A 22,540-nucleotide genomic window follows, 5' to 3' on the forward strand; every position below is an offset into this window, starting at 1 on the left:
CACAAATAAAGGGTGCTGGTGATCAGGCAGAATAAATGGCGGAGAGGGAGGGATTTGAACCCCCGATGGAGTTGCCCCCATGCCGCATTTCGAGTGCGGTGCTTTCAACCACTCAGCCACCTCTCCGCGCCAGAAACCGATGACTCGGTCCCAAAAGAAAATGGTCAGGAAATACAACCCTGCCGGTGCCGCGATGCCCCATAGGGCTTGGCTTGAGCGTGCGGCGTGCTAGATAGCGGGCAAAGCTTCGAGATACAAGAGCAATTTTGCGTTAAATTTCTTGACTCTCCAACAAAGCGGATCTTATAAGCGCGCAACGACTGGCGTGGGGGATTCTCCGCGCCGTTTGTTTTTGAATCCGGGCGCCGAAATTCTTTGATCGAAGCGCCTTTCTATCAATCTGTCACGACTGACAAAAAGACGGTTATTGCGGCGTGCCGCAAAAAACCGAACCGAACGCCGAAAGGGAAAAAATGTTCGCAGTCATCAAGACCGGTGGTAAGCAGTATCGCGTTGCCGCCAACGACCTCGTGAAGGTCGAGAAAGTTGCTGGCGAAGCCGGCGACATCGTTGAGTTCGCCGAAGTTCTGATGGTAGGCGTCGGAGCAGACGCAACGATCGGTGCTCCCGTCGTCAACGGCGCGCTCGTCACGGCGGAAGTCGTCGAGCAGGGCCGTGCCCGCAAGGTCATTGCATTCAAGAAGCGTCGCCGCCAGAATTCCAAGCGCACGCGTGGTCATCGCCAGGAACTGACGACGATCCGCATCTCGGAAATCCTGACGGATGGTGCGAAGCCTTCCAAGAAGGCCGCTGAAAAGCCGGCCAAGAAGGTAGCCGCTCCGAAGGCAGAAGAAGCTGCCGTCGCCGCGGATGCAACCGAGACGAAAGCCGCCCCCAAGGCCAAGGCTGCGCCGAAGAAGGCTGCAGCCAAGGCTGAAAAGCCCGCTACGGGCGAGTAAGAAGAGTTTAGAGGAGCAATCCGATGGCACACAAAAAAGCTGGTGGTTCGTCACGCAACGGTCGTGATTCCGAATCGAAGCGCCTTGGCGTGAAGAAGTTTGGCGGCGAGAAGGTTCTCGCCGGCAATATCCTCGTGCGTCAACGCGGCACCAAGTGGCATGCTGGCACCAATGTTGGTCTTGGCAAGGATCACACCCTGTTTGCGCTTGAAGCAGGCGTCGTTTCCTTCCGTACCAAAGCCAACGGCCGCAGCTACGTGTCGATCGTCAACCCGATCGCCGAAGCAGCAGAATAGCCGGTCCTGCTTGAAGCACCGGCGTCCCATCGGACCCGGTGAAACATGGCAACCGCCAAAAGATCAAAGGGAGATGGGATCAAAGCCCATCTCCCTTTTCGTGTCTGGAGGACGACAAAATGGTTGCTGATTTACTGGAAGACGATGAAGAACGGCTGGACCTGATAGACTGTCCCGTGCTCGTTACGGAACGCCTGGTTTTACGGGCGCCACGTAACGAGGATGTCGACGCAATTGCCCGTCTCGCCGATAACCTTCATGTGGCCGAAATGCTTTCGCGTATGCCGCATCCCTATACGAAGGAACATGCGGTGGATTTTGTGCGCCGCGCCAATGCGGGCGAGATCGGCAAATGCGTCTACGCGATTACCCTGGGCCAATCCGGCACGTTTATCGGGTGCTGTGGCATCAATTACCGGCGCAGCAAGGATGAGTACGTTCCTTCGCGCCGGGACGAGCTGGAAATCGGTTACTGGCTGGGCGAGCCCTACTGGGGCAAAGGCTATGCCACCGAGGCTGCCCACGCGCTGGTCGATCTCGTTTTCCGCGCGACGCAGGTCGAAAAGCTGCACGCGTCGTGTCGCGTGTCGAACATCGCCTCGCGCCGGGTGATCTACAAGAGCGGATTCCAATATGCCAACACAGGCATGATGGATTCAATCGCTGCCGGCAACGTGCCTGTCGAGCGCTACATGCTCGATCGGCGCACCTGGATCGGTTTGCGTAGCTGGACGTCATGAATGAACTGGCCGTTCTGGATAGGGACGGCCAGTTTTCTTTGCGGGCATTTTACTGTAATGCCTCGCCACAACGATAAGGACTGAATTTCATGAAATTTCTCGATCAGGCGAAGGTCTATATCCGATCCGGCGACGGTGGTGCCGGCGCGGTATCGTTCCGCCGTGAAAAGTTTCTGGAGTTTGGCGGGCCGGACGGCGGCGATGGCGGTCGCGGCGGCGATGTCTGGGCCGAGGCGGTCGATGGCCTGAATACGCTTATCGACTATCGCTACCAGCAGCACTTCAAGGCAAAGACCGGCATGCATGGCATGGGGCGGAACATGACCGGCGGCAAGGGTGCCGATGTCATCCTCAAGGTGCCCGTCGGCACGCAGATCTTCGAAGACGACAATGAAACGCTGATCTGCGATTTCACTGTGGTCGGCCAGCGCTATCGCCTCGCCAAGGGTGGCAATGGCGGCTTCGGCAATCTGCATTTCAAGACCTCGACCAATCAGGCGCCGCGCCGCGCCAATCCGGGCCTTGAAGGTGAGGAGCGCAATCTCTGGCTGCGCCTGAAGCTGATCGCGGATGCCGGTCTCCTCGGCAAGCCGAATGCCGGCAAGTCGACATTCCTTGCGAGCGTGACCGCGGCCAAGCCGAAAATTGCCGACTATCCGTTCACGACCCTGCATCCCAATCTTGGCGTTGCGCGTATTGATGGTCGCGAATTCGTTATTGCCGATATTCCCGGCCTGATCGAGGGCGCGCATGAGGGCGTCGGTATCGGCGACCGTTTCCTCGGCCACGTCGAGCGCACGCGTGTGCTTCTGCATCTGGTATCCGCCCAGGAGGAGAACGTCGCCGAGGCCTATAAGACCGTGCGTGCCGAACTCGAGGCCTATGGTCATGGCCTGGCGGAAAAGCTCGAGATCGTGGCGCTGAGCCAGGTCGACACGCTCGACGCAGCGGCGCGCAAGAAAAAGGTGGCGGCGCTGAAGAAGGTCGCCGGGCGCGAGCCGATGCTGCTCTCGGCGGTGACGCGCGAGGGCGTCGAGCAGGTGCTGCGTGCCCTGTCGGCGATCATTCTGGAATCGCGTGAGGCCGACCGGCCGGTTGAAGTCGATACCCGGTTCAATTCTTGAATATTCAACGATGAGCGTTGGTTTGATCAGATGAATCATATTTCCCAGCCGCATCAGTCTTTCAGGCTCTCGACCTATCGCCGCATTGTGGTGAAGATCGGTTCGGCCCTGCTTGTCGACCGTACAGCCGGTCTCAAGCGCGATTGGCTGGAAAGCCTTGGCGCCGATGTAGCTGCGCTCGCCAAGGCCGGTGTCGAGGTGATGATCGTATCGTCAGGCGCGATCGCACTCGGGCGTACTGTCCTCGGGCTTCCGAAGGGGCCCTTGCGCCTCGAAGAAAGCCAGGCCGCCGCGGCTGCCGGGCAGATCGAACTTGCGAAGGCCTATGCTGAAGTCCTCAGTCATCACGCTCTGCGCGCCGGCCAAATCCTGCTGACGCTTTCCGATACGGAGGAACGGCGTCGCTATCTCAATGCGCGTGCCACCGTAGGCACACTTTTGCGGCTGAAGGCCATCCCCGTCATCAATGAAAACGATACGGTTGCGACCACTGAAATCCGCTACGGCGACAATGATCGCCTGGCGGCTCGCGTTGCGACGATGATGGGCGCCGATCTCCTGATCCTGCTTTCCGATATAGACGGGCTCTACACCGCTCCGCCGCACCAAAATCCGGATGCGCAGTTCCTGCCCGTCGTTGATGCCATCACGCCGGATATAGAAGCGATGGCGGGGGCTGCCGCCTCGGAATATTCGCGTGGCGGCATGAAGACCAAGCTTGACGCCGGCAAGATCGCCAATGCGGCGGGTACCGCCATGATCATTACATCAGGCACGCGCTTTAATCCTCTCGCGGCGATCGATCAGGGCGAGCGCTCCACGCTGTTCAAGGCGAGTTTGACGCCGGTCAACGCATGGAAGACATGGATTTCAGGCAATCTCGAACCTTCGGGGCGCATCGTCATCGACGAGGGAGCGCTCGTAGCGCTGAAATCCGGCAAGTCGCTGCTTGCGGCCGGTGTTCGCGAAGTCGCAGGGCAATTCCTGCGTGGTGATACGGTTGCGGTGTTCGGGCCCGACGGGCGCGAGGCTGCGCGCGGCCTCATTGCCTATGACGCTGCCGATGCGGTGAAAATAGCCGGACGGAAGACCAATGAGATTGCCGGCATTCTCGGTTATGATGCACGTTCGGCGATGATTCATCGTGATGATCTTGTGGTGCGCGCGGCCAAGCGAGTGGCTGCGGCGAAGGAGTAGCAAATGTTGGAACGCGTCGAGGCTAAGACGACGGTCGCCGATCTTATGGCAGATATCGGCCGCAAGGCTCGCGTCGCCGCACAACCGCTTGCTATCGCCTCGTCGGACAAGAAGACGGCTGCGCTCAATGCCATGGCCGCGGCAATCGAGCGGCGGCAGGCAGAAATCCTCGCAGCCAACCGCGAGGACGTCGCCAATGGGGTAACCGCCGGCATGAGCGCCGCAATGCTGGACCGCCTTACACTGGATGAAGAGCGTATCGCCGGTATCGCGGAAAGCATCCGCACGATCGCTGCGCTGGCGGATCCTGTCGGTACGGTGATCGCCGAGTGGGATCGTCCCAATGGCCTCCAGATCGAACGGGTGCGCACCCCGCTCGGCGTCATCGGCGTCATATACGAAAGCCGGCCGAATGTGACCGCTGATGCGGGCGCCCTTTGCCTCAAATCCGGTAATGCCGTCATCTTGCGCGGCGGCTCCGATTCGGCGCATTCCTCGCAGGCAATTCATGCTGCCCTGATCGAGGGGCTCGAAGCGGCAGGCTTGCCGCACGATGCGATCCAGCTCGTTCCCACGACCGATCGCGCCGCCGTCGGGGAAATGCTGACGGGTCTCGATGGCAATCTCGATGTGATCATACCGCGTGGCGGCAAAAGCCTGGTGGCGCGGGTACAGTCCGAAGCGCGTGTTCCTGTGTTCGCCCATCTCGAGGGCCTGTGCCATCTCTATATCGACGGCTCTGCCGATCTCGACATGGCGCGCAAGATTGCAGTCAATGCCAAGATGCGGCGCACCGGGATTTGCGGGGCGGCGGAAACGCTTCTTATCGACCGTGCGATCGCGCCGGCTGACTTCACTGCCTTGCTTGAGGATCTCAGCGCTGCGGGTTGCGAGATTCGCGCCGAGGCGGACGTGGTATCGGTGTATCCCGTTGCAACGCCCGCTAAGGAAGAAGATTGGACGACGGAATATCTCGACGCTATCATTTCGGTCCGGCTGGTCGATGGCATCGGCGGCGCCCTCGATCATATCAATCGCTATTCGTCCCATCACACCGAAGCCGTCGTCGCGGAAGATCCAAAGGTGGTCGAGCGGTTCTTCAACGAGATCGATTCGGCCATCTTGCTGCACAACGCGTCTACGCAGTTTGCCGACGGCGGCGAGTTTGGCATGGGCGCGGAGATTGGTATCGCGACTGGCAAGATGCACGCGCGTGGTCCGGTCGGTGTCGAGCAATTGACGTCGTTCAAGTACCGCGTGCGCGGCAATGGCCAGACGCGCCCGTGAAACCAGGGCAGGCGCTGCAGACAAGCTTCCCGGGCGTCAGTGAAGCGCACCTGCGCATGCCCTTTGTTGAAAAAGGCATGACGGTCGGGCTTTTTGGCGGTTCTTTCAACCCGCCGCATGCCGGTCACGCGCTCGTTGCGGAAATCGCCCTGCGGCGCCTCAAGCTCGATCAGCTCTGGTGGATGGTCACGCCCGGCAACCCGCTCAAGGATACAAGGCGGCTGGCGCCGCTTGCCCAGCGACTGGCGCTTTGCGAAGCCCTGCTGCACGATCCGCGCATCAAGATCACCGCCTTCGAAGCCGCCTACCATATTCGCTACACGGCGGATACGCTCGCCCTGATCAAGGCGCGCAATCCCGGCGTCAATTTCGTCTGGATCATGGGGGCGGACAACCTGGCGGATTTCCACCGCTGGCAACGCTGGCACAAGATTGCGCTGACATTTCCCATCGCCGTTATCGACAGGCCGGGATCGACGCTGGCGTTTTTGTCGTCGCGCATGGCGAAGACGTTCGACTATGCGCGGGTCGATGAAGCGGACGCGCCGATTCTGGCGCGCTCGAAGGCACCGGCATGGACATTCATCCATGGGCCTCGTTCGCTGCTGTCTTCCACGGCTATCCGCAACGGGACGCAGAGTGGATCGCGCAAAACGTGATCGAATGCTCCCTTCGGATGTCTTGAAAGTGTCATGCGACTCTGCCTATCTTAATAGCGTGCAGTATGTTTTGTCGGCTGCGTCGCGTTGTTCTTAAGGGAAAGGAAATACACTGAGAACAGCATTTCAGAAGAAGGATGCCTTGGCACCTTCAACGGCGGAGATGGGCGGACTGAGTTCCGTATCTCTCGCCCTTCAGTCGGTTCTTGCTAGTCTTGAAGACTCCAAGGCCGAAAACATTGTCCCCATCGACCTGAGAGGCAAGTCCGTCATCGGTGATCACATGGTCATCGCGTCGGGACGTTCGCATCGTCACGTAACGGCGGTTGCGGACCAGCTTTTGCGCGCTCTGAAAGAGAGCGGGCATGGCAATGGCGTCAAGGTCGAAGGCCTAAGCGGCGGTGATTGGGTGCTGATCGACACGGGCGATATCATCATCCATGTTTTCCGTCCCGAAGTGCGTGAGTTCTACAACATCGAAAAGATGTGGCAGGCTCCCGAGCTTGACGGAGAAACCGTTCACTGATTGACGGATCGGGGCGTCCGGGCGCAGGCCCAAATGACGCCCTGGGCGGTTGATGTGATTTTGAACCGGCTAACGGCCGGGGCGGTCGTTTACGAGCCCGTAACAGAGTAGCACCCATCCGAGTGCGGGCACAGGAATCCTTTCGTGCGCATTACCGTTTTTGCCGTTGGCCGGATGAAGTCTGGCCCCGAACGCGAACTGGCCGACCGCTATTTCGACCGTTTGAAGAAAACCGGCGCGCCACTCGGGCTCGAATTTGCGTCGGTGACGGAAATCACTGAAAGCAGGGCGCAGCAACCCGAGCTGCGCAAGCAGGAAGAATCGGCAAAAGTCCTCGAAGCCCTGGATCAGGGCGGCGTGCTTGTCCTTCTCGATGAGCGCGGCAAGACATTGTCGTCCGAAGCCTTCGCGGAAAAGATCGCGCGCTTCCGCGACAACGGCAAGCGTCAGCTCCTGCTCGCGATCGGCGGACCAGATGGGCATGATCCCGCTCTTCGCGACAGGGCCGATCTTGTGCTTGCGCTCGGCGCAATGACCTGGCCGCATCAGATTGTGCGCATCCTTGTCGCCGAGCAGATGTATCGGGCAACGACGATCCTCTCCGGACATCCATATCATCGCGTCTGATCATTCAGCCGCCGTTCATGCACGCCGTTCATAATCGCGCCTCGAGGATCATTACCAAAATATAATGATCTCAATGCTTTTCGGGCGAACCCCTCATCTCCATTTGTTGGTAATATGGACGAGTTGAGGCGGCGGATGAGAGTGGAGCGGGTCGGATGAAAGAAATAGCCAGAGCGGCCAAGCGGGACAAGACTCCCGAAACATCCAATGTGACCTTCATTCCCGGAGCAGTTCCACCGAGCCGCAAGAAAAAGCGCGCCCGCTTCTGGTTCTGGATCCCCGTAGTGCTCATTGCCGTGGGAGCGGGCGCCTATACGTGGAATCGCTACCAGAACTCGACTGCGACGGCCGCCGTCGTCACGCAGGCGGTCGAGCGCGGCGATATCGAAAATGCTGTTACCGCAGTCGGCACGCTCGATTCGATAAAATCGGTCGATGCCGGCGCGCAGGTTTCCGGTCAGCTGAAAGTCCTTCACGTCGAGATCGGCGATAAGGTCACGCAAAACCAGCTCGTAGGCGAGATCGATCCCGCCACCATCCTCAACAAGATTGAAATCGACCAGGCGGAACTTGCCAATTTGAAGGCACAGCTCGTCTCGAAGCAGGCGCAGCTTGTCCTGAAGCAGTCCAACATCGACCGCCAGCGTAATCTCGTCGCAACGCGCAGCGTCTCGCAATCGGTGCTCGATCAGGCGGTCGCCGACCTCGCCGGCGCGGAAGCGGACGTCAATGCGCTCGAGGCGCAGATTCGCAAGCAACAGGCGACCCTTGCCGGCGACGAAGTCGATCTTGGCTACACCAAAATCTATGCTCCCATGGCCGGAACGATAGCTGCCGTGCCGGTCAAGGAAGGCCAGACGCTCAATGCGAGCCAGACGGCGCCGACGATCGTCACCATTGCCGATCTTTCGACGATGACGGTCAAGGCGCAAGTTTCCGAGGCAGACGTCAGCAAGCTCAAGATCGGCATGGATGCCTATTTCACGCTGCTCGGTCAGCCGGGCAAGCGCTATACGGGCAAACTGCGGCAGATCCAGCCTACGCCGGACATCGAAAACAATGTCGTTCTATATTATGCGCTCTTCGACGTTCCCAATCCCGATGGCGATCTCATGATCTCGATGAGCGCCCAGGTCTTCTTCGTTGAGTCCGCTGCGCGAGATGTGCTTGTCGTGCCGAGTTCGGCAATCACCATGCCTTCGGGCTCGCGGCGCGGCGGCAGTGGCGAAGCATCGCACAAGGGCGAGGTGACAGTCGTCACGGCGGCTGGCGCCACTGAAACGCGCGCGGTCGAAGTCGGCATTCGCAACCGCGTCAATGCCGAGATCAAAAGCGGTCTCAGTGAAGGCGAGCGCGTTGTCGTCGGAACCGGAAGCGATCCAGCAGCGACGAAACCGAATAGTGGCGGCAACCGTTCGCAGCGTTCGGTTCGCATGCCGCCGATGTTCTGAGCAAAGACATGACCGCGCTGATCTCGCTCAAGGATATCACGAAGACCTACTACAATGGCGATCTCGCCGTTGAGGTCCTGCACGGCATATCGCTCGATATCGAGGCGGGCGAGTTTGTCGCGATCATCGGGCAATCGGGCTCGGGCAAATCGACGTTGATGAACATTCTGGGCTGCCTCGACCGGCCAACCACCGGCGACTATCTCCTGGACGGCGAGCAGGTCTCCGCGTTCGAACCCGACGAGCTTGCCGGACTGCGCCGTCGCACCTTCGGATTCGTCTTCCAGAGCTACAATCTCATTCCGACGGCGAGCGCCCAGGAGAATGTCGAGGTTCCTGCCGTCTATGCCGGCGCGCATGCGCGAGACCGGCGCGACCGCGCCGAGGCGCTGCTCAATTCGCTGAAGCTCGGCGACAGGCTCGATCACCGGCCTAACCAGCTTTCGGGCGGGCAGCAGCAACGCGTATCGATCGCCCGGGCGCTGATGAATGGCGGGCGCATCATTCTTGCGGACGAACCTACCGGCGCTCTGGACAGCCAGAGCGGCGAAGAGGTTATGGCGCTGCTGCGAAGCATGAATGAGAGCGGCCACACCATCATCGTTATCACCCACTCGCGTGAGGTGGCCGAGCAGGCAGATCGGCTGATCGAATTGCGCGATGGGCGCGTCGTTTCCGATCGCACCAAGAAGGGCCGCAGCAATCCCGAGGCCGCTTCCGGTCTGAAGCAGAAAGCCGTCGAAGGCGTCGCGGCACTTGCCGATGTGACTGAAGCCGTCAAGATGGCGCTGCGCGCGCTCCATGCCAACCTGTTCCGCACGATCCTGACGCTGCTTGGCATCGTTATCGGTGTCGGATCTGTCGTGGCGATGCTGGCAATCGGGACGGGCGCGCAGAACTCCGTGCTCGACCGTATCTCCGCCATGGGTTCCGATTTGCTGGTAGTTCGCCCGAGCATGGCTAATTTTCGCGGCACGAGTGGCGGCAGTAACGTAACGCTCGTTCCGGCCGATGCGGATGCCATCCTCGAAGTGCCGAACGTTGCCTTTGCCGTTCCGGAAATGACCAGCACCGTTACGTTACGTTACGGCAATGTCGACTATCAAACCACGGCAAACGGTACCGTTCCCCAGTTCACCGAGGCGAAATCCTGGAAGGTCGCCAAAGGCGAATTCCTCAACAGGGACGATATGGAAAGCTATGCCCCCGTCGCCGTCATCGGCCGCACGGTGGAGAAGACCTTGTTTCCAGACGGCGAAAATCCGCTCGGAAAATATGTGCTGGTCAGTAAAATTCCGTTCCAGATCATTGGCGTGATGAGTGAGATGGGGGCGGGGCCAGGCGGCAACGACCAGGACGATACGATCCTCATGCCGCTGACGACAGGCAGCATGCGCATCTTCGGACAACGCAATGTGCGCTCCATTACGGTACAGGTGAAGGACAGCGCCGCCATCGACACGACGCAGGATGCGCTGCAGGCGCTCCTCGATCGCCGTCACAAGAAGCAGGACACCCAGATCACCAATATGGCCTCGATCCGCGAGGCGGTGACCGAAACGTCGAATACGCTGAAGCTGTTTCTCGGTGCCGTTGCCGCCATATCCCTGCTCGTCGGCGGTATCGGCGTCATGAACATCATGCTGGTAAGTGTCAGTGAGCGGACGCGCGAAATCGGCGTGCGTATGGCAACAGGTGCGCGCCAGCGCGATATCCTGCTGCAATTCATCATCGAGGCTGTGGTCGTTTCTGCCATCGGCGGTGCAATCGGCGTGGTCGCCGGCCTTGGTACGGGCATTCTTGCCAAGGTTCTTGGCGCGCCAGTCAGTTTCACAATCGGGCCGGTGGCCCTCGCCTTCGCCTGTTCGTTCCTGACAGGCCTGGTGTTCGGGTTTCTGCCGGCTCGAAACGCTTCAAGGCTTCAGCCGGCAGTCGCTCTCAGTTCGGAATAGCGATTACCAATCGCTCTGCGGATCGCCGCGATAGGGATCGTAGGACCGATCGTCGTAGCCGCGGCGCGGCTGCTGGTAGCGGTCGTCCGGATAGGGGTCGCGGTTGCGATAGTAGCGCTGCGGCGGCCTGCCGCCGGAATCGGCAAAGACAGCGGAGCAACCCTTGTCGACCCAGATCACGCCGCGGGCAAAACCCCACGTGTCGCCGGCAACGCAGGGCGTCCCTGAAAGCTGGCGGACAACGCGCGGTCGGCGCATGCCGGCATCGCACTCCCTATATTTGAACTTGCGCGATTCGCATTTGATCGTGCTCTGCGCGAGTGCAGGTGTAGAAATGAAATATTGCGCGCCTCCAAAGGCGACAGCGAAAGCAAGGATATATCGGTACATTTTGCCTCTCCAATACCGAATCAAAACAACGTGAATGTGCACCAATTGAAGCTTCCGGGGCAATTTTTGTTCCAGTGACAGCGATCACATTTCTAGGGTGCTTCGAAAGAGGCAGTGTTCAGGAAAATCGTGCGTTCTCGCTGCTGACAAGATCGGAAATAAAACTCGAAACGGCGGTTATGCGCCGCAGCGTGCGAACCGATTCATGATATGCGAGCCAGTAGGAGCGGCGGATCGTGCGCTCGGGCAGGACCGGGACGAGATCGGCGTGCTCGCGCGCGATGAACATATGCAAGATGCCGATGCCCGCGCCGGCGCGCACAGCTTCGACCTGGCCGAGCGCGCTCGAGATTTCGAATGCAGGACGCCAGTCGCGGCTGATCTCAGGCGCGTAATTCAGCGATTGGCTGATGACGAGGTCATCGACATAGCCAACAAGCCTGTGGTTCGCGAGTTCGTCGATCGAGCGCGGCGCAGGGTGCGCGTCGAGGTAGGTGCGGCTTGCATAGAGGCCGAGGCTGTAATCCACGAGCTTGCGCGCGACAAGCCGGCCCTGGTCAGGTCGATCGACGGTTATGGCGATGTCAGCCTCGCGCCGCGACAGCGAAAAGGAGCGGGGAACCGGAACCAGCTGGATCTTCAGGTCGGGATAGCGTGCGGTCAGAGTGGCGAGGCGCGGCGCAAGGAAGGTGACGCCGAAGCCGTCGGGGGCGCCAATCCGGACCGAACCGGAGATCGCGACATCCGCATCGCCGAGCGACGAGCGAATTGACAGCATCTCGGCTTCCATGCGCTCAGCCGAAAGCAGGAATTCCTCGCCGGCGTGGGTCAGTTCGCAGCCATTGGTGCGACGGGTAAGAAGCTTCGTGTTGAGGTCGTGTTCGAACGCCGTCAACCGCCGCGCGACCGTCGCGTGGTTGACGCCGAGGCGCTTTGCGGCGCCTAGAATCTGCCCCGAACGTGCAACCGCCAGGAAAATACGTACGTCGTCCCAGTTCATAGGCTTTTCTCCTGCCGCAGTTCGTACTTCAATTTTCGCACAACGGATACGCTTTTGCTTGGCTTGCAATAAATATTTTGAAGCGCGATGATGAGCCACGAATTAATCCAACAATTGCAGGGAGGCAGATCACAATGCGTGAAGTCGGACATTTTATCGGTGGCAAGAACGTCCCCGGCACGAGCGGACGCTCGACGGAGATTTTCCAGCCCATGGACGGAACCGTGCAGGGCCGCGTTGCTCTGGCAACGCCGGCAGAGGTGCGCGCCGCCGTCGAGGACGCCAAGGCTGCACAGCCGAAATGGGCTGCCACCAATCCGCAGCGCCGTATCCGCGTCATGCGCAAGTTTCTTGAACTGGTCGAAGCGGAATACGACTCGCTCGCCGAACTTCTCGCCCGCGAACACGGCAAGACCATTCCCGACGCCAAGGGCGATATCCAGCGTGGCCTTGAGGTCGTCGAAGTCTGCCTCGGCGCCGCTCACATGCTCAAGGGCGAATTCAGCGACAATGCGGGTACCGGCATCGATGTCTATTCGATGCGCCAGCCTCTCGGCGTCGTTGCAGGCATCACGCCATTCAACTTCCCGGCAATGATTCCGTTATGGAAGGCCGCTCCTGCCATCGTCTCCGGCAATGCTTTCATTTTGAAGCCGTCGGAGCGCGATCCGGGCGTGCCGATGCGCCTTGCCGAACTCTTCATGGAGGCCGGGCTTCCCGCGGGCATTTTCAACGTGATCAATGGCGACAAGAGCGCCGTCGATGCGCTGCTCGACGATCCGGACGTCAAGGCCATCGGCTTTGTTGGCTCGACCCCGATCGCCCAGTACATCTATGCGCGGGCGACGGCCAACGGCAAGCGCGCCCAGTGCTTCGGCGGCGCCAAGAACCATATGATTATCATGCCCGATGCGGATATGGACCAGACCGTCGACGCCCTTATCGGCGCCGGTTACGGTTCGGCTGGCGAGCGCTGTATGGCGATTTCCGTCGCAGTGCCAGTTGGCAAGGATACGGCTGATCGCCTGGTCGCACGTCTTGCCCCGCGTGTCGAAAGCCTCAAGGTCGGCCCCTCGACCGATATGTCGGCCGACTACGGTCCCGTTGTTACCAAGGACGCGCTGGAACGCATCAGGGGTTATGTCGATCTCGGCATCAAGGAAGGCGCCAAGCTCGTCGTCGACGGCCGCGACTTCAAGATGCAGGGCTATGAGAATGGCTACTACATGGGTGGCTGCCTCTTCGACAACGTGACCCCTGACATGCGCATCTACAAGGAAGAGATTTTTGGCCCTGTGCTCAGCATCGTCCGCGCCGAAACCTATGAGGATGCGCTGCGCCTACCCAACGAACACGAATACGGCAATGGCGTTGCCATTTTCACCCGCGACGGCGATGCGGCACGCGACTTCGCCTCGCGCGTCCAGGTGGGCATGGTCGGTGTCAACGTTCCGATCCCGGTTCCGATCGCCTACTACACGTTCGGCGGCTGGAAGGCTTCGGGCTTCGGTGATCTCAACCAGCATGGCCCGGATGCGTTCCGCTTCTACACCAAGACCAAGACAGTCACGTCGCGCTGGCCATCCGGCGTGAAAGATGGCGCGGAATTCGTCATCCCGACAATGAAGTAACCTGCGGGTCAGGGAATTGAGCAGGGGCTGTGGCAGCAATGCCGCGGCCCTTTCTGCTTTCATGGGGCTGGCAGATCAGGGCGCCATGCTGCGCAAATGGTCGATCAACCTTGTGGCCTCATCGGCAGCGCGCTGCTCATCCCGATCTATGATTGCTTCGATCAATGCCCGGTGGGCGCCGGCGGATTCCTGCAGGCTTCCCGGCCGCTGCAGCCGGAACCAGAACCTGCGGCTGTGCGTCTGAAGGGGTGACGCGAGCCGGGCCGCAAACGGGTTTTCCGCCGCCTGGCCAAGGACCGTGTCGAACGTCTTGTCCGCAGCAAGAAAGCTGCCGACATTATTGCCTTCTTGAGCGGCGCTCATGGCATCGGAGGCTTGCTGCAGGCGCCGGTGGTGAAGGTCGGCGCCATAGAGCGCGGCGTCGCGGGCGAGGACCCTCTCAACGCCCTCCCGGGTATCGAGGACCTTGCGAAAATCCTGTGGATTGAGCGCGGCAATCGCGATGCCCGAGCGCGGCCGGATCTCCATCAAGCCTTCCCAGGCGAGTTTCTGCACCGCCTCGCGCACGGGTGTGCGGCCCATCCCGGTAATGTCGGTCAAGGCCCGCTCATTGATAATCGCCCCCGGCTCAAGCTTGAGCGTAACGATCATTTCCTCGATCTGGCGATATGCCAGTTCGGCGAGGCTTTCTCCCGTCGGAATTGAACTCTGGACTGTGGCTTGATGCATATATTTGAATCTTTCGGAGTACCCAATTGACAGCGACGAAGATTACAGATATATTTCTGATATATCAAGAAGGAGCAGAGATATGTGGGCAGGCATTTTTCCAGCTGTAACCAGCAAATTCACCAAGGATGATAATCTCGATCATGCGGAAATGGAACGTTGCTTCTCGCTCCTGATGGACGCTGGATGCGATGGCCTGATCGTTGCGGGCTCGCTCGGCGAGGGGCCGATGCTCAGCCATGACGAGAAGCTCGAAGTTCTTGAGACCGCAAAACGCGTAGCAAACGGCAAGCCTGTGCTGCTGACGATCAATGAAGCGGCGACCCGCGAGGGCGCGGCGCTTGCAAAGCGCGCAGCACGCGCCGGTGCCAATGGTCTCATGCTCGTGCCGAGCCCGATCTATCACACCGACCCGGAAGAAACCGTCACAACTTTGAAGGCCGTTGCCGCGGCTGGCGAACTCCCGGTAATGATCTATTCAAACCGTATCGCCTATCGCGTCGATGTCACCAATGAAATCCTCGGCGAGCTGGCATCGGATGATCTCTTCGTCGCCATCAAGGAATCGTCCGACGACGTCCGCCGCACGACCGACATCATCAATACGTTCGGCACCCGCTTCGACCTTTTCACCGGCGTCGACAATCTCGCCTTCGAAGCGCTGACCGCCGGCGCCATCGGCTGGGTGGCCGGTCTCGTCACCGCGTTCCCGAAGGAAACGGTTGCAATCTACAAGCTCGTCCAAGCCGGTCGCTATGAAGAAGCGCTGCGCATTTATCGCTGGTTCCGGCCGCTTCTCGATCTCGATGTCTCGACCTATCTCGTCCAGAACATCAAGCTCGCGGAAGTGCTCGAGATCGGCACCAATGACAGGGTTCGTCTCCCACGCCAGCCGCTGCGCGGTGCACGGCGTGAAGCGGTGGAACTGATCGTCAGGAACGCGATCGCATCGCGCCCAACCTTGCCGGTCCTCTAAGTCTCCCGGCATACGATGGATGGGCGCAAGGACGACATCGTCATCATCGGTGCCGGCATTGTCGGCACTGCTGTCGCTGCCATATTGTCGGAAGGCGGCCACAAGGTTCTCGTCATCGACAGGCAAGGCATTTGCGAGGGTACAAGTTCCGGCAATGCCGGGGCTCTTGCCTTTTCGGACATATTGCCAATGGCATCGAAAGGCGTTCTCGCCAAGGTGCCCCGCTGGCTGAGAGATCCGCTCGGCCCATTCACGATACGGCCGGGTTACCTTCCCAAATTGGCCCCCTGGCTCTATCGCTTCTGGCGCGCCAGCCGGCCAGCAGCGCAATTCCATACGATCGAGGCGCAAGGCGCCATGATGCGGCTTGCCGAGCCTGAAATGCTTGGGTTGATGGAGCGCGCCGGCATTCGCCATATGGTGCGCGAGGACGGATCGCTCGAACTTTACGAGAGCGAAGAAGAGCTCAACAGCGCTCTGCCCGGTTGGACCGCCCGCAAGAAGGCAGGGATCGCCTTCGAGCATCTGCGCGGTGACGACCTCGCAGAATGCCAGCCCGGACTGGCGCGGCGTTTCGTGGCGGGAACGTTCGTTCCCGGGTGGAAGACCGTCAGCGATCCGCTCCATGTCGGAAAGGGGCTGTGGGCTTACGCCGAACGCCTTGGCGCCCGTTACAGGCAGGCGGAGGTAGTGACCGTCACGAGCACCGCGGAAGGCGTGGCGATCGGACTTGCCAATGGTGAGACGATCAATGCTGGAAAGCTCGTCGTTGCCGGCGGGGCATGGTCGCACCGGCTCGCGAAGCAGCTCGGCGACGCGATACCGCTTGAAACCGAGCGCGGCTACAACACGACTTTGCCCAAAGACGCCTTTAACCTGAACAGGCAGTTGATATTTTCCGGTCACGGCTTTGTCGTCACGCCCCTCGAAACCGGCTTGCGTATCGGCGGAGCTGTCGAACTTGGCGGCCTTGATCTCCCGCCCAACTTCGCTCGCTCCGAGGCCATGCTGACCAAGGCCAAATTATTCATGCCCGGGCTTGAGACCGGGGGCGGGAGGCAGTGGATGGGCTATCGTCCGTCGCTGCCGGATTCGCTGCCCGTTATCGGCTATGCAAGGGCGAGTAAAAATGTACTCTACGCATTCGGTCACGGCCATCTTGGGCTGACCCAGGCCGCGGCGACAGGGCGCCTGATCAGCGATTTGATCGACGGTCGCACGCCGTCGATCGCGATCGAAGCATTCCATCCGCAACGCTTTTGAGGAGCATCATGGCGCGTCATTCCTTCTTCTGTGTCGATGGTCATACCTGCGGCAATCCGGTCCGCCTTGTCGCTGGCGGCGGTCCCAATCTGGTCGGCGCTACGATGATGGAAAAGCGCGCGCATTTCCTCGCCGAATACGACTGGATCCGGACCGGCCTGATGTTCGAGCCGCGCGGCCACGACATGATGTCGGGTTCGATCCTCTATCCGCCGACGCGCGAAGATTGTGACGTTGCGGTGCTGTTCATCGAGACCTCCGGCTGTCTTCCCATGTGCGGCCATGGGACGATCGGCACGGTCACCATGGCGATCGAACATGGTCTCATCAATCCGCGCACGCCGGGGCGTCTCAACCTCGATACGCCCGCCGGTCTCGTCGTTGCGGAATATACGCAGGAGGGGCAATACGTTACGAGCGTGCGCCTCACCAATGTACCGGCTTTCCTCTACGCCGAGGGCCTGGAGGTCGAGTGTCCGGACCTTGGCGTTCTTACCGTTGACGTAGCCTATGGCGGCAATTTCTACGCCATCGTCGATCCGCAGGAGAACTTCCGCGATCTCGCCGACTACCGGGCGCTTGATCTCATCGGGTGGAGCCCGGTGCTGCGCCAGCGCCTCAATGAGCGTTACAAATTCGAGCATCCGGAAAAGCCCGAGATCAATGTGCTGAGCCATATACTGTGGACAGGCGCGCCCACGCGGACGGAAGCGCACGCACGCAACGCCGTTTTTTACGGAGACAAGGCGATCGACCGTTCCCCTTGCGGTACGGGCACATCGGCGCGCATGGCCCAGCTTGCTGCAAAGGGCAAGTTGAAGCCCGGCGATGATTTCGTGCACGAGTCGATCATCGGTTCGCTGTTCCACGGTCGCGTCGAAAAGGCTGTAACAGTCGCCGGCCAGCCGGCCATCATTCCGTCCATCGCCGGCTGGGCTCGCATGACCGGCTACAACACCATCTTCATCGATGATCGCGATCCCTTCGCCCACGGGTTTGTCGTCAAATGAGCGTGTAGGGAAAGACGGCCAATTAAGGCGGTGCCAGACGAAACAACGGTTTTCCAGCTATTGGTGGCAACATTCCCTACGGAACCGTCCAATTTTGGTGTATAATCCCGCCGAAACTGTGCGAGCAAATGTAAAGATATCGCGTGCGCTAAAAAAGCTGTTGCTTTCTTTAGCGCACACGCTAGGTGTAGCATATTGGGGTAAACGGGAACCGGATAAAAAAACCGGATAAGAAAATTCCCAATAAAAAATGAGGGGTATCGTTGCGATGGAGTACTTCATCCAGCAATCGATCAATGGTCTGACGCTTGGTTCAATCTATGGCCTGATCGCAATCGGTTATACGATGGTCTACGGGATCATCGGCATGATCAACTTCGCCCATGGCGATATTTTCATGCTTGGCGCCTTCATGGCGATGATCGTTTTTCTAGCTTTAACCACTTTCATTGGCGGCGTGCCTGTCGTGCTGGCGCTGCTCCTGATGATGCTCGTCGCCATGCTGCTGACGGGGTTGTGGAGCTGGACGATCGAGCGCCTGGCTTATAGGCCGCTGCGCGGATCGTTCCGCCTTGCGCCGTTGATTACGGCGATCGGCATGTCGATCGCGCTGTCGAATTTCGTGCAGGTTACGCAGGGTCCGCGCAACAAGCCGATCCCGCCGCTGGTCAATGGCGGTATCACCATTTACGGCACCAATATCACCATCGCCTACAAGCAGATGGTTATCATTATCGTCACAGCGATTTTGCTTGCCGCTTTCTGGTACCTCGTCAACAAGACGACGCTCGGGCGGGCCCAGCGATCCTGCGAGCAGGACCGCAAGATGGCGGCGCTGCTGGGCATCGATGTCGACAAGACGATCTCCATGACCTTCGTCATGGGCGCAATGCTCGCCGCCGTCGCCGGAACGCTCTATCTCATGTTCTACGGCGTCATTTCCTTCACCGATGGCTTCGTGCCGGGCGTAAAGGCCTTTACCGCTGCCGTTCTCGGCGGCATCGGGTCGCTTCCCGGCGCCGTGGTGGGTGGATTGCTCATCGGCCTCATCGAAGCGCTCTGGTCCGCCTATTTCTCCATCGATTACAAGGATGTCGCGGCTTTCTCGATCCTGGCGATCGTGCTGATCTTCCTGCCATCCGGTATCCTCGGTCGGCCCGAAGTCGAGAAGGTATAAGCTTATGGCCGATGTCCAGAATACAGAACGGGACTCCGTTTTCGCGAAAGCCCTGAAGGAAGGGATTATCTCCGGTGCAATCGCACTCGGGCTTTTCTGCCTGATTGTCGGTTTCCGCACCGAGCAGAACATTCGCAACGAACTTATCCTGACCCAGCGCTGGGGGCTTTTGGCGATCTTTGTCCTCGTCGCGGCGGTGGGCCGGTTCCTCGTTACATACACTGCGCCCATGCGCGCCGAGCGCAAGAAGTTGCACAAGGTCACAGAGGCGAGGGAGCCGTCCGCATTCAGGAAGTCTTTCCCGAAGATCGGTCTCGGCCTGCTCTTCCTCTATCCGGCCCTCGTGGTCCTGATACTCAGTGCCTATCAGGGATCGATGATGGGCGGCCTGCAGGCCTCACTCAAATATGTCGATAATTTCGGCATCCAGATCCTTATCTATGTCATGCTGGCGTGGGGACTAAATATCGTGGTCGGCCTCGCCGGACTGCTCGATCTCGGTTACGTCGCATTCTATGCCGTCGGTGCTTATTCCTACGCGCTGCTCTCGGCCCATTTCGGCCTGTCATTCTGGCTGCTTTTGCCGATGGCCGGCATTTTCGCCGCGACCTGGGGCATTATTCTTGGGTTCCCGGTGCTGCGCCTGCGCGGCGACTATCTTGCTATCGTTACGCTTGCCTTCGGTGAGATCATCCGTCTTGTCCTCATCAACTGGACAGCTGTCACCAAGGGAACGTTCGGTATCTCCGGCATCGCCAAGGCGACATTGTTCGGCATCCCGTTCACCCCGGGTCCGACAGGTTTCGCTGCGATGTTCGGCCTGCCAAACTCCGGCGTCTACTACAAGATCTTCCTCTATTATCTCATCCTTTGCCTGGCGCTGCTGACCGCCTGGGTCACGATCCGCCTGCGCCGCATGCCTGTTGGCCGCGCCTGGGAGGCCCTGCGCGAAGACGAGATCGCGTGCCGCTCGCTTGGCATCAACACCACGACGACCAAGCTTACGGCATTCGCCACCGGCGCGATGTTCGGCGGTTTTGCCGGCTCGTTCTTCGCGGCACGCCAGGGTTTCGTCAGCCCGGAATCCTTCGTCTTCCTCGAATCGGCAATCATCCTGGCGATGGTCGTTCTCGGCGGAATGGGATCGCTGGTTGGTATCGCAATCGCTGCGGCCGTCATGATCGGCGGTACGGAATTGTTGCGCGAACTCGAATTCCTCAAGCTTATCTTCGGCCCCGACTTTACCCCGGAACTCTACCGCATGTTGTTGTTCGGCCTTGCCATGATCGTCGTCATGGTGTGGAAGCCGCGCGGCTTTGCCGGCAGTCGAGAACCAAGTGCCTTCTTGCATGAACGCAAGATGATATCGGGCGAGTTTACGAAAGAAGGGCACGGCTGATGGTTTCGGAAGTGCAGAAAAATACCAGCGCAATCCTGCGTGTTGAACGTCTCTCCATGAAATTCGGTGGCCTTATCGCCATCAACGACCTGAACTTCGAAGCCAAGCGCGGTGCGATCACGGCCCTTATCGGCCCCAACGGTGCCGGCAAGACGACGGTGTTCAACTGCATCACCGGCTTCTACAAGCCGACCGAAGGCATGTTGACGCTGACGCGTCAGAACGGCGAGGAGTATCTTCTCGAACGCATGGCCGATCATGTCATCACCAAGCGGGCAAAGGTGGCGCGGACGTTCCAGAATATCCGCCTGTTCTCGGGCCTGACGGTGCTCGAAAACCTCCTGGTTGCGCAGCACAATCCGCTGATGCTTTCCTCGGGCTTCACCGTCCTCGGCCTCCTCGGCTTCCCGACCTACAAAAAAGCGGCCGCCGAAGCGATAGAGAAGGCACGTTACTGGCTGGAGAAGATCAATCTCGTCAGCCGGGCGGACGATCCTGCCGGCGATCTGCCCTACGGGGCGCAGCGCCGGCTCGAGATTGCCCGTGCCATGTGCACCGGGCCGGAGCTTCTTTGCCTCGACGAGCCAGCAGCGGGCCTGAATGCGCGTGAATCGGCGGAACTCAACAAGTTGCTCCTCGATATTCGCGCCGATACGGGAACGTCGATCCTGCTTATCGAGCACGACATGTCCGTGGTGATGGAAATTTCCGACCATGTTGTCGTTCTCGAATACGGTACCAAGATTTCCGATGGCACGCCTGAGACCGTCAAGAATGATCCGAAGGTCATCGCCGCCTATCTCGGCGTCGAAGACGAGGAAGTCGTCGAACTGATCGAGAAGGCGGAAGAAGCGGGCGTCGACGACATCACGGCCGCTGTCGATTTGCTCTCTTCAGAAGCGCTGCACGAGATCGTCGAGACCCATCCCGATGCTCAGCCTGTAGAACTCATCCCGGCCAACACGCTGCTTGAGACGGCACCGGCAAAAGCTACCGCCACCCGCAAGGCGTCAGTGAAGGCCGCGGCGCCTAAACCGGCCTCACCGAAGGCTGCGGCTCCTAAACCGGAGTCGCCGAAGACTACGGCGCCTAAAACGGCGTCGCCGGCGAAAGCCGCTGGCATCAAGGCAGGGGCGACAGCCAATGCACTGGCCGAACCGCGCGGCGGCAAGGCCGACAAGCTGATCCTGATCAAGGGCATAGGTCCGGTCAACGAGCGCAAGCTCAACGAACACGGCATCTTCCATTTCGATCAGATCGCCGCATGGAAGAAAGCCGATATCATTGCCGCCGAAGCCTATCTCGCTTTCGACGGGCGGATTGCCCGTGAAGACTGGATCGGTCAGGCCAAGACACTGGCAAAGGAAAGCCAGGCTAAACCGGCGCCCAAGAAGACCGGAGGGGCTAAGTAATGTCGCAGAACCAGGCCCTTCTCAGCATCGAGAATGTCGAGACCTATTACGGCAATATCCGTGCGCTGAGCGGTGTAACCGTTCATGCCAATCCCGGTGAGATTGTCACGCTGATCGGCGCCAACGGCGCAGGCAAATCGACGCTGATGATGACGATCTTCGGCATGCCGCGCGCCCGGACCGGCCGCATCGTCTTTGACGGCACGGATATAACACAGTTGCCGACACATGAGATCGCGCGCCTGCGCATCGCGCAGTCGCCGGAAGGACGCCGCATTTTCCCGCGCATGACCGTGCAGGAAAACCTGCAAATGGGCGCGAGCCTCGATAATCTCAAATTTTTCGACGAAGACTCGCGCATGGTCTTCGACCTGTTCCCGCGTCTCAAGGAGCGCATCAACCAGCGCGGCGGTACACTTTCCGGCGGCGAACAGCAGATGCTGGCGATCGGCCGCGCGCTGATGGCGCGTCCCCGGTTGCTCCTGCTCGATGAGCCATCGCTTGGTCTCGCGCCGTTGATCATCAAGCACATTTTCGAAGCCATCAAGGAACTGAACAAGAATACGGGCCTGACCGTGTTCCTGGTCGAACAGAATGCGTTCGGCGCCTTGAAGCTCGCGGACCGTGGTTATGTGATGGTCAACGGCATCGTGACGATGAGTGGTTCGAGCGCCGACCTTCTTGCCAATCCGGAAGTGCGTGCCGCCTATCTCGAAGGCGGTCGTCACTGAACAA

General features: G+C 59.7%; 22 protein-coding genes and 1 tRNA gene. 19 read left to right on the forward strand and 4 right to left on the reverse strand.

The annotated features are described in order from the left end of the window. Nucleotides 1–36 precede the first annotated feature (36 nt). Nucleotides 37–126, reverse strand: a tRNA-Ser gene (locus BLR72_RS09890). A 347-nt stretch (nt 127–473) separates the two neighbouring features. On the opposite strand from BLR72_RS09890, the gene rplU reads away from it, so the two are divergent. The 11 genes from rplU (at nt 474) to BLR72_RS09945 (ending at nt 10,818) form a co-directional block, all read left to right on the forward strand. Continuing rightward, nucleotides 474–959 carry a 50S ribosomal protein L21 gene (gene rplU, locus BLR72_RS09895; RefSeq protein WP_091947845.1) on the forward strand — a complete coding sequence of 162 codons (486 nt, stop codon included), beginning with the start codon at nt 474–476 and terminating at the stop codon, nt 957–959. A 23-nt stretch (nt 960–982) separates the two neighbouring features. Continuing rightward, nucleotides 983–1,255 carry a 50S ribosomal protein L27 gene (gene rpmA / locus BLR72_RS09900; RefSeq protein WP_091920980.1) on the forward strand — a complete coding sequence of 91 codons (273 nt, stop codon included), beginning with the start codon at nt 983–985 and terminating at the stop codon, nt 1,253–1,255. A 119-nt stretch (nt 1,256–1,374) separates the two neighbouring features. Beyond that, on the forward strand, nt 1,375–1,995 hold the full coding sequence (locus BLR72_RS09905) for a GNAT family N-acetyltransferase (protein ID WP_027231120.1): 621 nt from the start codon (nt 1,375–1,377) through the stop codon (nt 1,993–1,995). Between the two features lie 89 nt (nt 1,996–2,084). Next, nucleotides 2,085–3,119 (forward strand): GTPase ObgE, encoded by a 1,035-nt coding sequence (gene obgE / locus BLR72_RS09910; protein ID WP_027231121.1) that lies wholly within the window; start codon nt 2,085–2,087, stop codon nt 3,117–3,119. A gap of 30 nt (nt 3,120–3,149) precedes the next feature. Further along, nucleotides 3,150–4,316 carry a glutamate 5-kinase gene (proB, locus tag BLR72_RS09915; RefSeq protein WP_091920982.1) on the forward strand — a complete coding sequence of 389 codons (1,167 nt, stop codon included), beginning with the start codon at nt 3,150–3,152 and terminating at the stop codon, nt 4,314–4,316. Nucleotides 4,317–4,319: 3 nt separating this feature from the next. After that, on the forward strand, nt 4,320–5,603 hold the full coding sequence (locus BLR72_RS09920) for a glutamate-5-semialdehyde dehydrogenase (protein ID WP_091947847.1): 1,284 nt from the start codon (nt 4,320–4,322) through the stop codon (nt 5,601–5,603). A gap of 56 nt (nt 5,604–5,659) precedes the next feature. Continuing rightward, a complete protein-coding gene (locus tag BLR72_RS09925) occupies nt 5,660–6,262 on the forward strand; it encodes a nicotinate-nucleotide adenylyltransferase (protein ID WP_091948633.1) in 603 nt (200 codons plus the stop codon). 163 nt (nt 6,263–6,425) lie between these two features. Next, nucleotides 6,426–6,788, forward strand: coding sequence for a ribosome silencing factor (gene rsfS, locus BLR72_RS09930; protein WP_036813635.1), 363 nt, complete (start codon nt 6,426–6,428; stop codon nt 6,786–6,788). 144 nt (nt 6,789–6,932) lie between these two features. After that, the gene (rlmH, locus tag BLR72_RS09935; protein ID WP_091947850.1) at nt 6,933–7,415 is read left to right on the forward strand and encodes a 23S rRNA (pseudouridine(1915)-N(3))-methyltransferase RlmH; all 483 of its coding nucleotides are present in this window, start codon (nt 6,933–6,935) and stop codon (nt 7,413–7,415) included. Between the two features lie 155 nt (nt 7,416–7,570). Beyond that, entirely contained in the window at nt 7,571–8,866 is a 1,296-nt protein-coding gene (locus BLR72_RS09940; RefSeq protein WP_091947853.1) for an efflux RND transporter periplasmic adaptor subunit, read from the forward strand. Nucleotides 8,867–8,874: 8 nt separating this feature from the next. Beyond that, nucleotides 8,875–10,818: a MacB family efflux pump subunit gene (locus BLR72_RS09945; protein WP_091947856.1), complete on the forward strand. Its 1,944-nt coding sequence runs from the start codon at nt 8,875–8,877 to the stop codon at nt 10,816–10,818. Nucleotides 10,819–10,821: 3 nt separating this feature from the next. On the opposite strand, the gene BLR72_RS09950 is transcribed toward BLR72_RS09945, so the two are convergent. Beyond that, nucleotides 10,822–11,208: a DUF3011 domain-containing protein gene (locus BLR72_RS09950; RefSeq protein ID WP_091920986.1), complete on the reverse strand. Its 387-nt coding sequence runs from the start codon at nt 11,206–11,208 to the stop codon at nt 10,822–10,824. A 118-nt stretch (nt 11,209–11,326) separates the two neighbouring features. Then, entirely contained in the window at nt 11,327–12,208 is an 882-nt protein-coding gene (locus tag BLR72_RS09955) for a LysR family transcriptional regulator (protein ID WP_091947859.1), read from the reverse strand. 134 nt (nt 12,209–12,342) lie between these two features. Between BLR72_RS09955 and BLR72_RS09960 the strand changes: the two genes are divergently transcribed. Continuing rightward, nucleotides 12,343–13,839 carry a CoA-acylating methylmalonate-semialdehyde dehydrogenase gene (locus tag BLR72_RS09960; protein WP_027231130.1) on the forward strand — a complete coding sequence of 499 codons (1,497 nt, stop codon included), beginning with the start codon at nt 12,343–12,345 and terminating at the stop codon, nt 13,837–13,839. A 75-nt stretch (nt 13,840–13,914) separates the two neighbouring features. Here the strand turns inward: BLR72_RS09960 and BLR72_RS09965 are convergent, their stop codons facing one another. Continuing rightward, complete coding sequence (locus tag BLR72_RS09965; RefSeq protein ID WP_091947862.1) at nt 13,915–14,568, reverse strand: GntR family transcriptional regulator; 654 nt, start codon at nt 14,566–14,568, stop codon at nt 13,915–13,917. Between the two features lie 82 nt (nt 14,569–14,650). Here BLR72_RS09965 and BLR72_RS09970 point away from each other — a divergent pair, with 82 nt between their 5' ends. From BLR72_RS09970 to BLR72_RS10000, 7 genes are all read left to right on the forward strand, one after another. Next, nucleotides 14,651–15,544, forward strand: a complete 894-nt coding sequence (locus BLR72_RS09970) for a dihydrodipicolinate synthase family protein (protein ID WP_091947864.1) — start codon at nt 14,651–14,653, stop codon at nt 15,542–15,544. A 15-nt stretch (nt 15,545–15,559) separates the two neighbouring features. Beyond that, the gene (locus BLR72_RS09975; protein WP_091947866.1) at nt 15,560–16,807 is read left to right on the forward strand and encodes an NAD(P)/FAD-dependent oxidoreductase; all 1,248 of its coding nucleotides are present in this window, start codon (nt 15,560–15,562) and stop codon (nt 16,805–16,807) included. Between the two features lie 8 nt (nt 16,808–16,815). Continuing rightward, a complete protein-coding gene (locus tag BLR72_RS09980) occupies nt 16,816–17,817 on the forward strand; it encodes a 4-hydroxyproline epimerase (protein ID WP_091947869.1) in 1,002 nt (333 codons plus the stop codon). Between the two features lie 268 nt (nt 17,818–18,085). Beyond that, nucleotides 18,086–18,994 (forward strand): branched-chain amino acid ABC transporter permease, encoded by a 909-nt coding sequence (locus BLR72_RS09985; RefSeq protein ID WP_027231135.1) that lies wholly within the window; start codon nt 18,086–18,088, stop codon nt 18,992–18,994. A gap of 4 nt (nt 18,995–18,998) precedes the next feature. Then, the gene (gene livM, locus BLR72_RS09990) at nt 18,999–20,393 is read left to right on the forward strand and encodes a high-affinity branched-chain amino acid ABC transporter permease LivM (protein ID WP_027231136.1); all 1,395 of its coding nucleotides are present in this window, start codon (nt 18,999–19,001) and stop codon (nt 20,391–20,393) included. Then, nucleotides 20,393–21,805 (forward strand): ATP-binding cassette domain-containing protein, encoded by a 1,413-nt coding sequence (locus BLR72_RS09995; RefSeq protein ID WP_091947872.1) that lies wholly within the window; start codon nt 20,393–20,395, stop codon nt 21,803–21,805. The genes livM and BLR72_RS09995 overlap by 1 nt, the downstream gene beginning before the upstream one ends. Beyond that, nucleotides 21,805–22,536: an ABC transporter ATP-binding protein gene (locus tag BLR72_RS10000; RefSeq protein WP_027231138.1), complete on the forward strand. Its 732-nt coding sequence runs from the start codon at nt 21,805–21,807 to the stop codon at nt 22,534–22,536. The genes BLR72_RS09995 and BLR72_RS10000 overlap by 1 nt, the downstream gene beginning before the upstream one ends. Nucleotides 22,537–22,540 lie beyond the last annotated feature (4 nt).

It is taken from the genome of Phyllobacterium sp. YR620 (assembly GCF_900104165.1).
In the GTDB taxonomy this organism is placed as follows: Bacteria; Pseudomonadota; Alphaproteobacteria; order Rhizobiales; family Rhizobiaceae; genus Phyllobacterium; species Phyllobacterium pellucidum.

Coding starts and splice junctions, on each gene's coding strand:
- rpmA (WP_091920980.1), top strand. CDS start 983: ATGGCACACAAAAAAGCTGGTGGTTCGTCACGCAACGGTCGTGATTCC.
- BLR72_RS10000 (WP_027231138.1), top strand. CDS start 21,805: ATGTCGCAGAACCAGGCCCTTCTCAGCATCGAGAATGTCGAGACCTAT.
- BLR72_RS09980 (WP_091947869.1), top strand. CDS start 16,816: ATGGCGCGTCATTCCTTCTTCTGTGTCGATGGTCATACCTGCGGCAAT.
- BLR72_RS09950 (WP_091920986.1), bottom strand. CDS start 11,208: ATGTACCGATATATCCTTGCTTTCGCTGTCGCCTTTGGAGGCGCGCAA.
- BLR72_RS09920 (WP_091947847.1), top strand. CDS start 4,320: ATGTTGGAACGCGTCGAGGCTAAGACGACGGTCGCCGATCTTATGGCA.
- BLR72_RS09960 (WP_027231130.1), top strand. CDS start 12,343: ATGCGTGAAGTCGGACATTTTATCGGTGGCAAGAACGTCCCCGGCACG.
- rsfS (WP_036813635.1), top strand. CDS start 6,426: ATGGGCGGACTGAGTTCCGTATCTCTCGCCCTTCAGTCGGTTCTTGCT.
- rplU (WP_091947845.1), top strand. CDS start 474: ATGTTCGCAGTCATCAAGACCGGTGGTAAGCAGTATCGCGTTGCCGCC.
- BLR72_RS09970 (WP_091947864.1), top strand. CDS start 14,651: ATGTGGGCAGGCATTTTTCCAGCTGTAACCAGCAAATTCACCAAGGAT.
- proB (WP_091920982.1), top strand. CDS start 3,150: ATGAATCATATTTCCCAGCCGCATCAGTCTTTCAGGCTCTCGACCTAT.
- BLR72_RS09940 (WP_091947853.1), top strand. CDS start 7,571: ATGAAAGAAATAGCCAGAGCGGCCAAGCGGGACAAGACTCCCGAAACA.
- BLR72_RS09975 (WP_091947866.1), top strand. CDS start 15,560: ATGGATGGGCGCAAGGACGACATCGTCATCATCGGTGCCGGCATTGTC.
- BLR72_RS09945 (WP_091947856.1), top strand. CDS start 8,875: ATGACCGCGCTGATCTCGCTCAAGGATATCACGAAGACCTACTACAAT.
- livM (WP_027231136.1), top strand. CDS start 18,999: ATGGCCGATGTCCAGAATACAGAACGGGACTCCGTTTTCGCGAAAGCC.
- BLR72_RS09905 (WP_027231120.1), top strand. CDS start 1,375: ATGGTTGCTGATTTACTGGAAGACGATGAAGAACGGCTGGACCTGATA.
- obgE (WP_027231121.1), top strand. CDS start 2,085: ATGAAATTTCTCGATCAGGCGAAGGTCTATATCCGATCCGGCGACGGT.
- BLR72_RS09955 (WP_091947859.1), bottom strand. CDS start 12,208: ATGAACTGGGACGACGTACGTATTTTCCTGGCGGTTGCACGTTCGGGG.
- BLR72_RS09965 (WP_091947862.1), bottom strand. CDS start 14,568: ATGCATCAAGCCACAGTCCAGAGTTCAATTCCGACGGGAGAAAGCCTC.
- BLR72_RS09995 (WP_091947872.1), top strand. CDS start 20,393: ATGGTTTCGGAAGTGCAGAAAAATACCAGCGCAATCCTGCGTGTTGAA.
- BLR72_RS09925 (WP_091948633.1), top strand. CDS start 5,660: ATGCCCTTTGTTGAAAAAGGCATGACGGTCGGGCTTTTTGGCGGTTCT.
- BLR72_RS09985 (WP_027231135.1), top strand. CDS start 18,086: ATGGAGTACTTCATCCAGCAATCGATCAATGGTCTGACGCTTGGTTCA.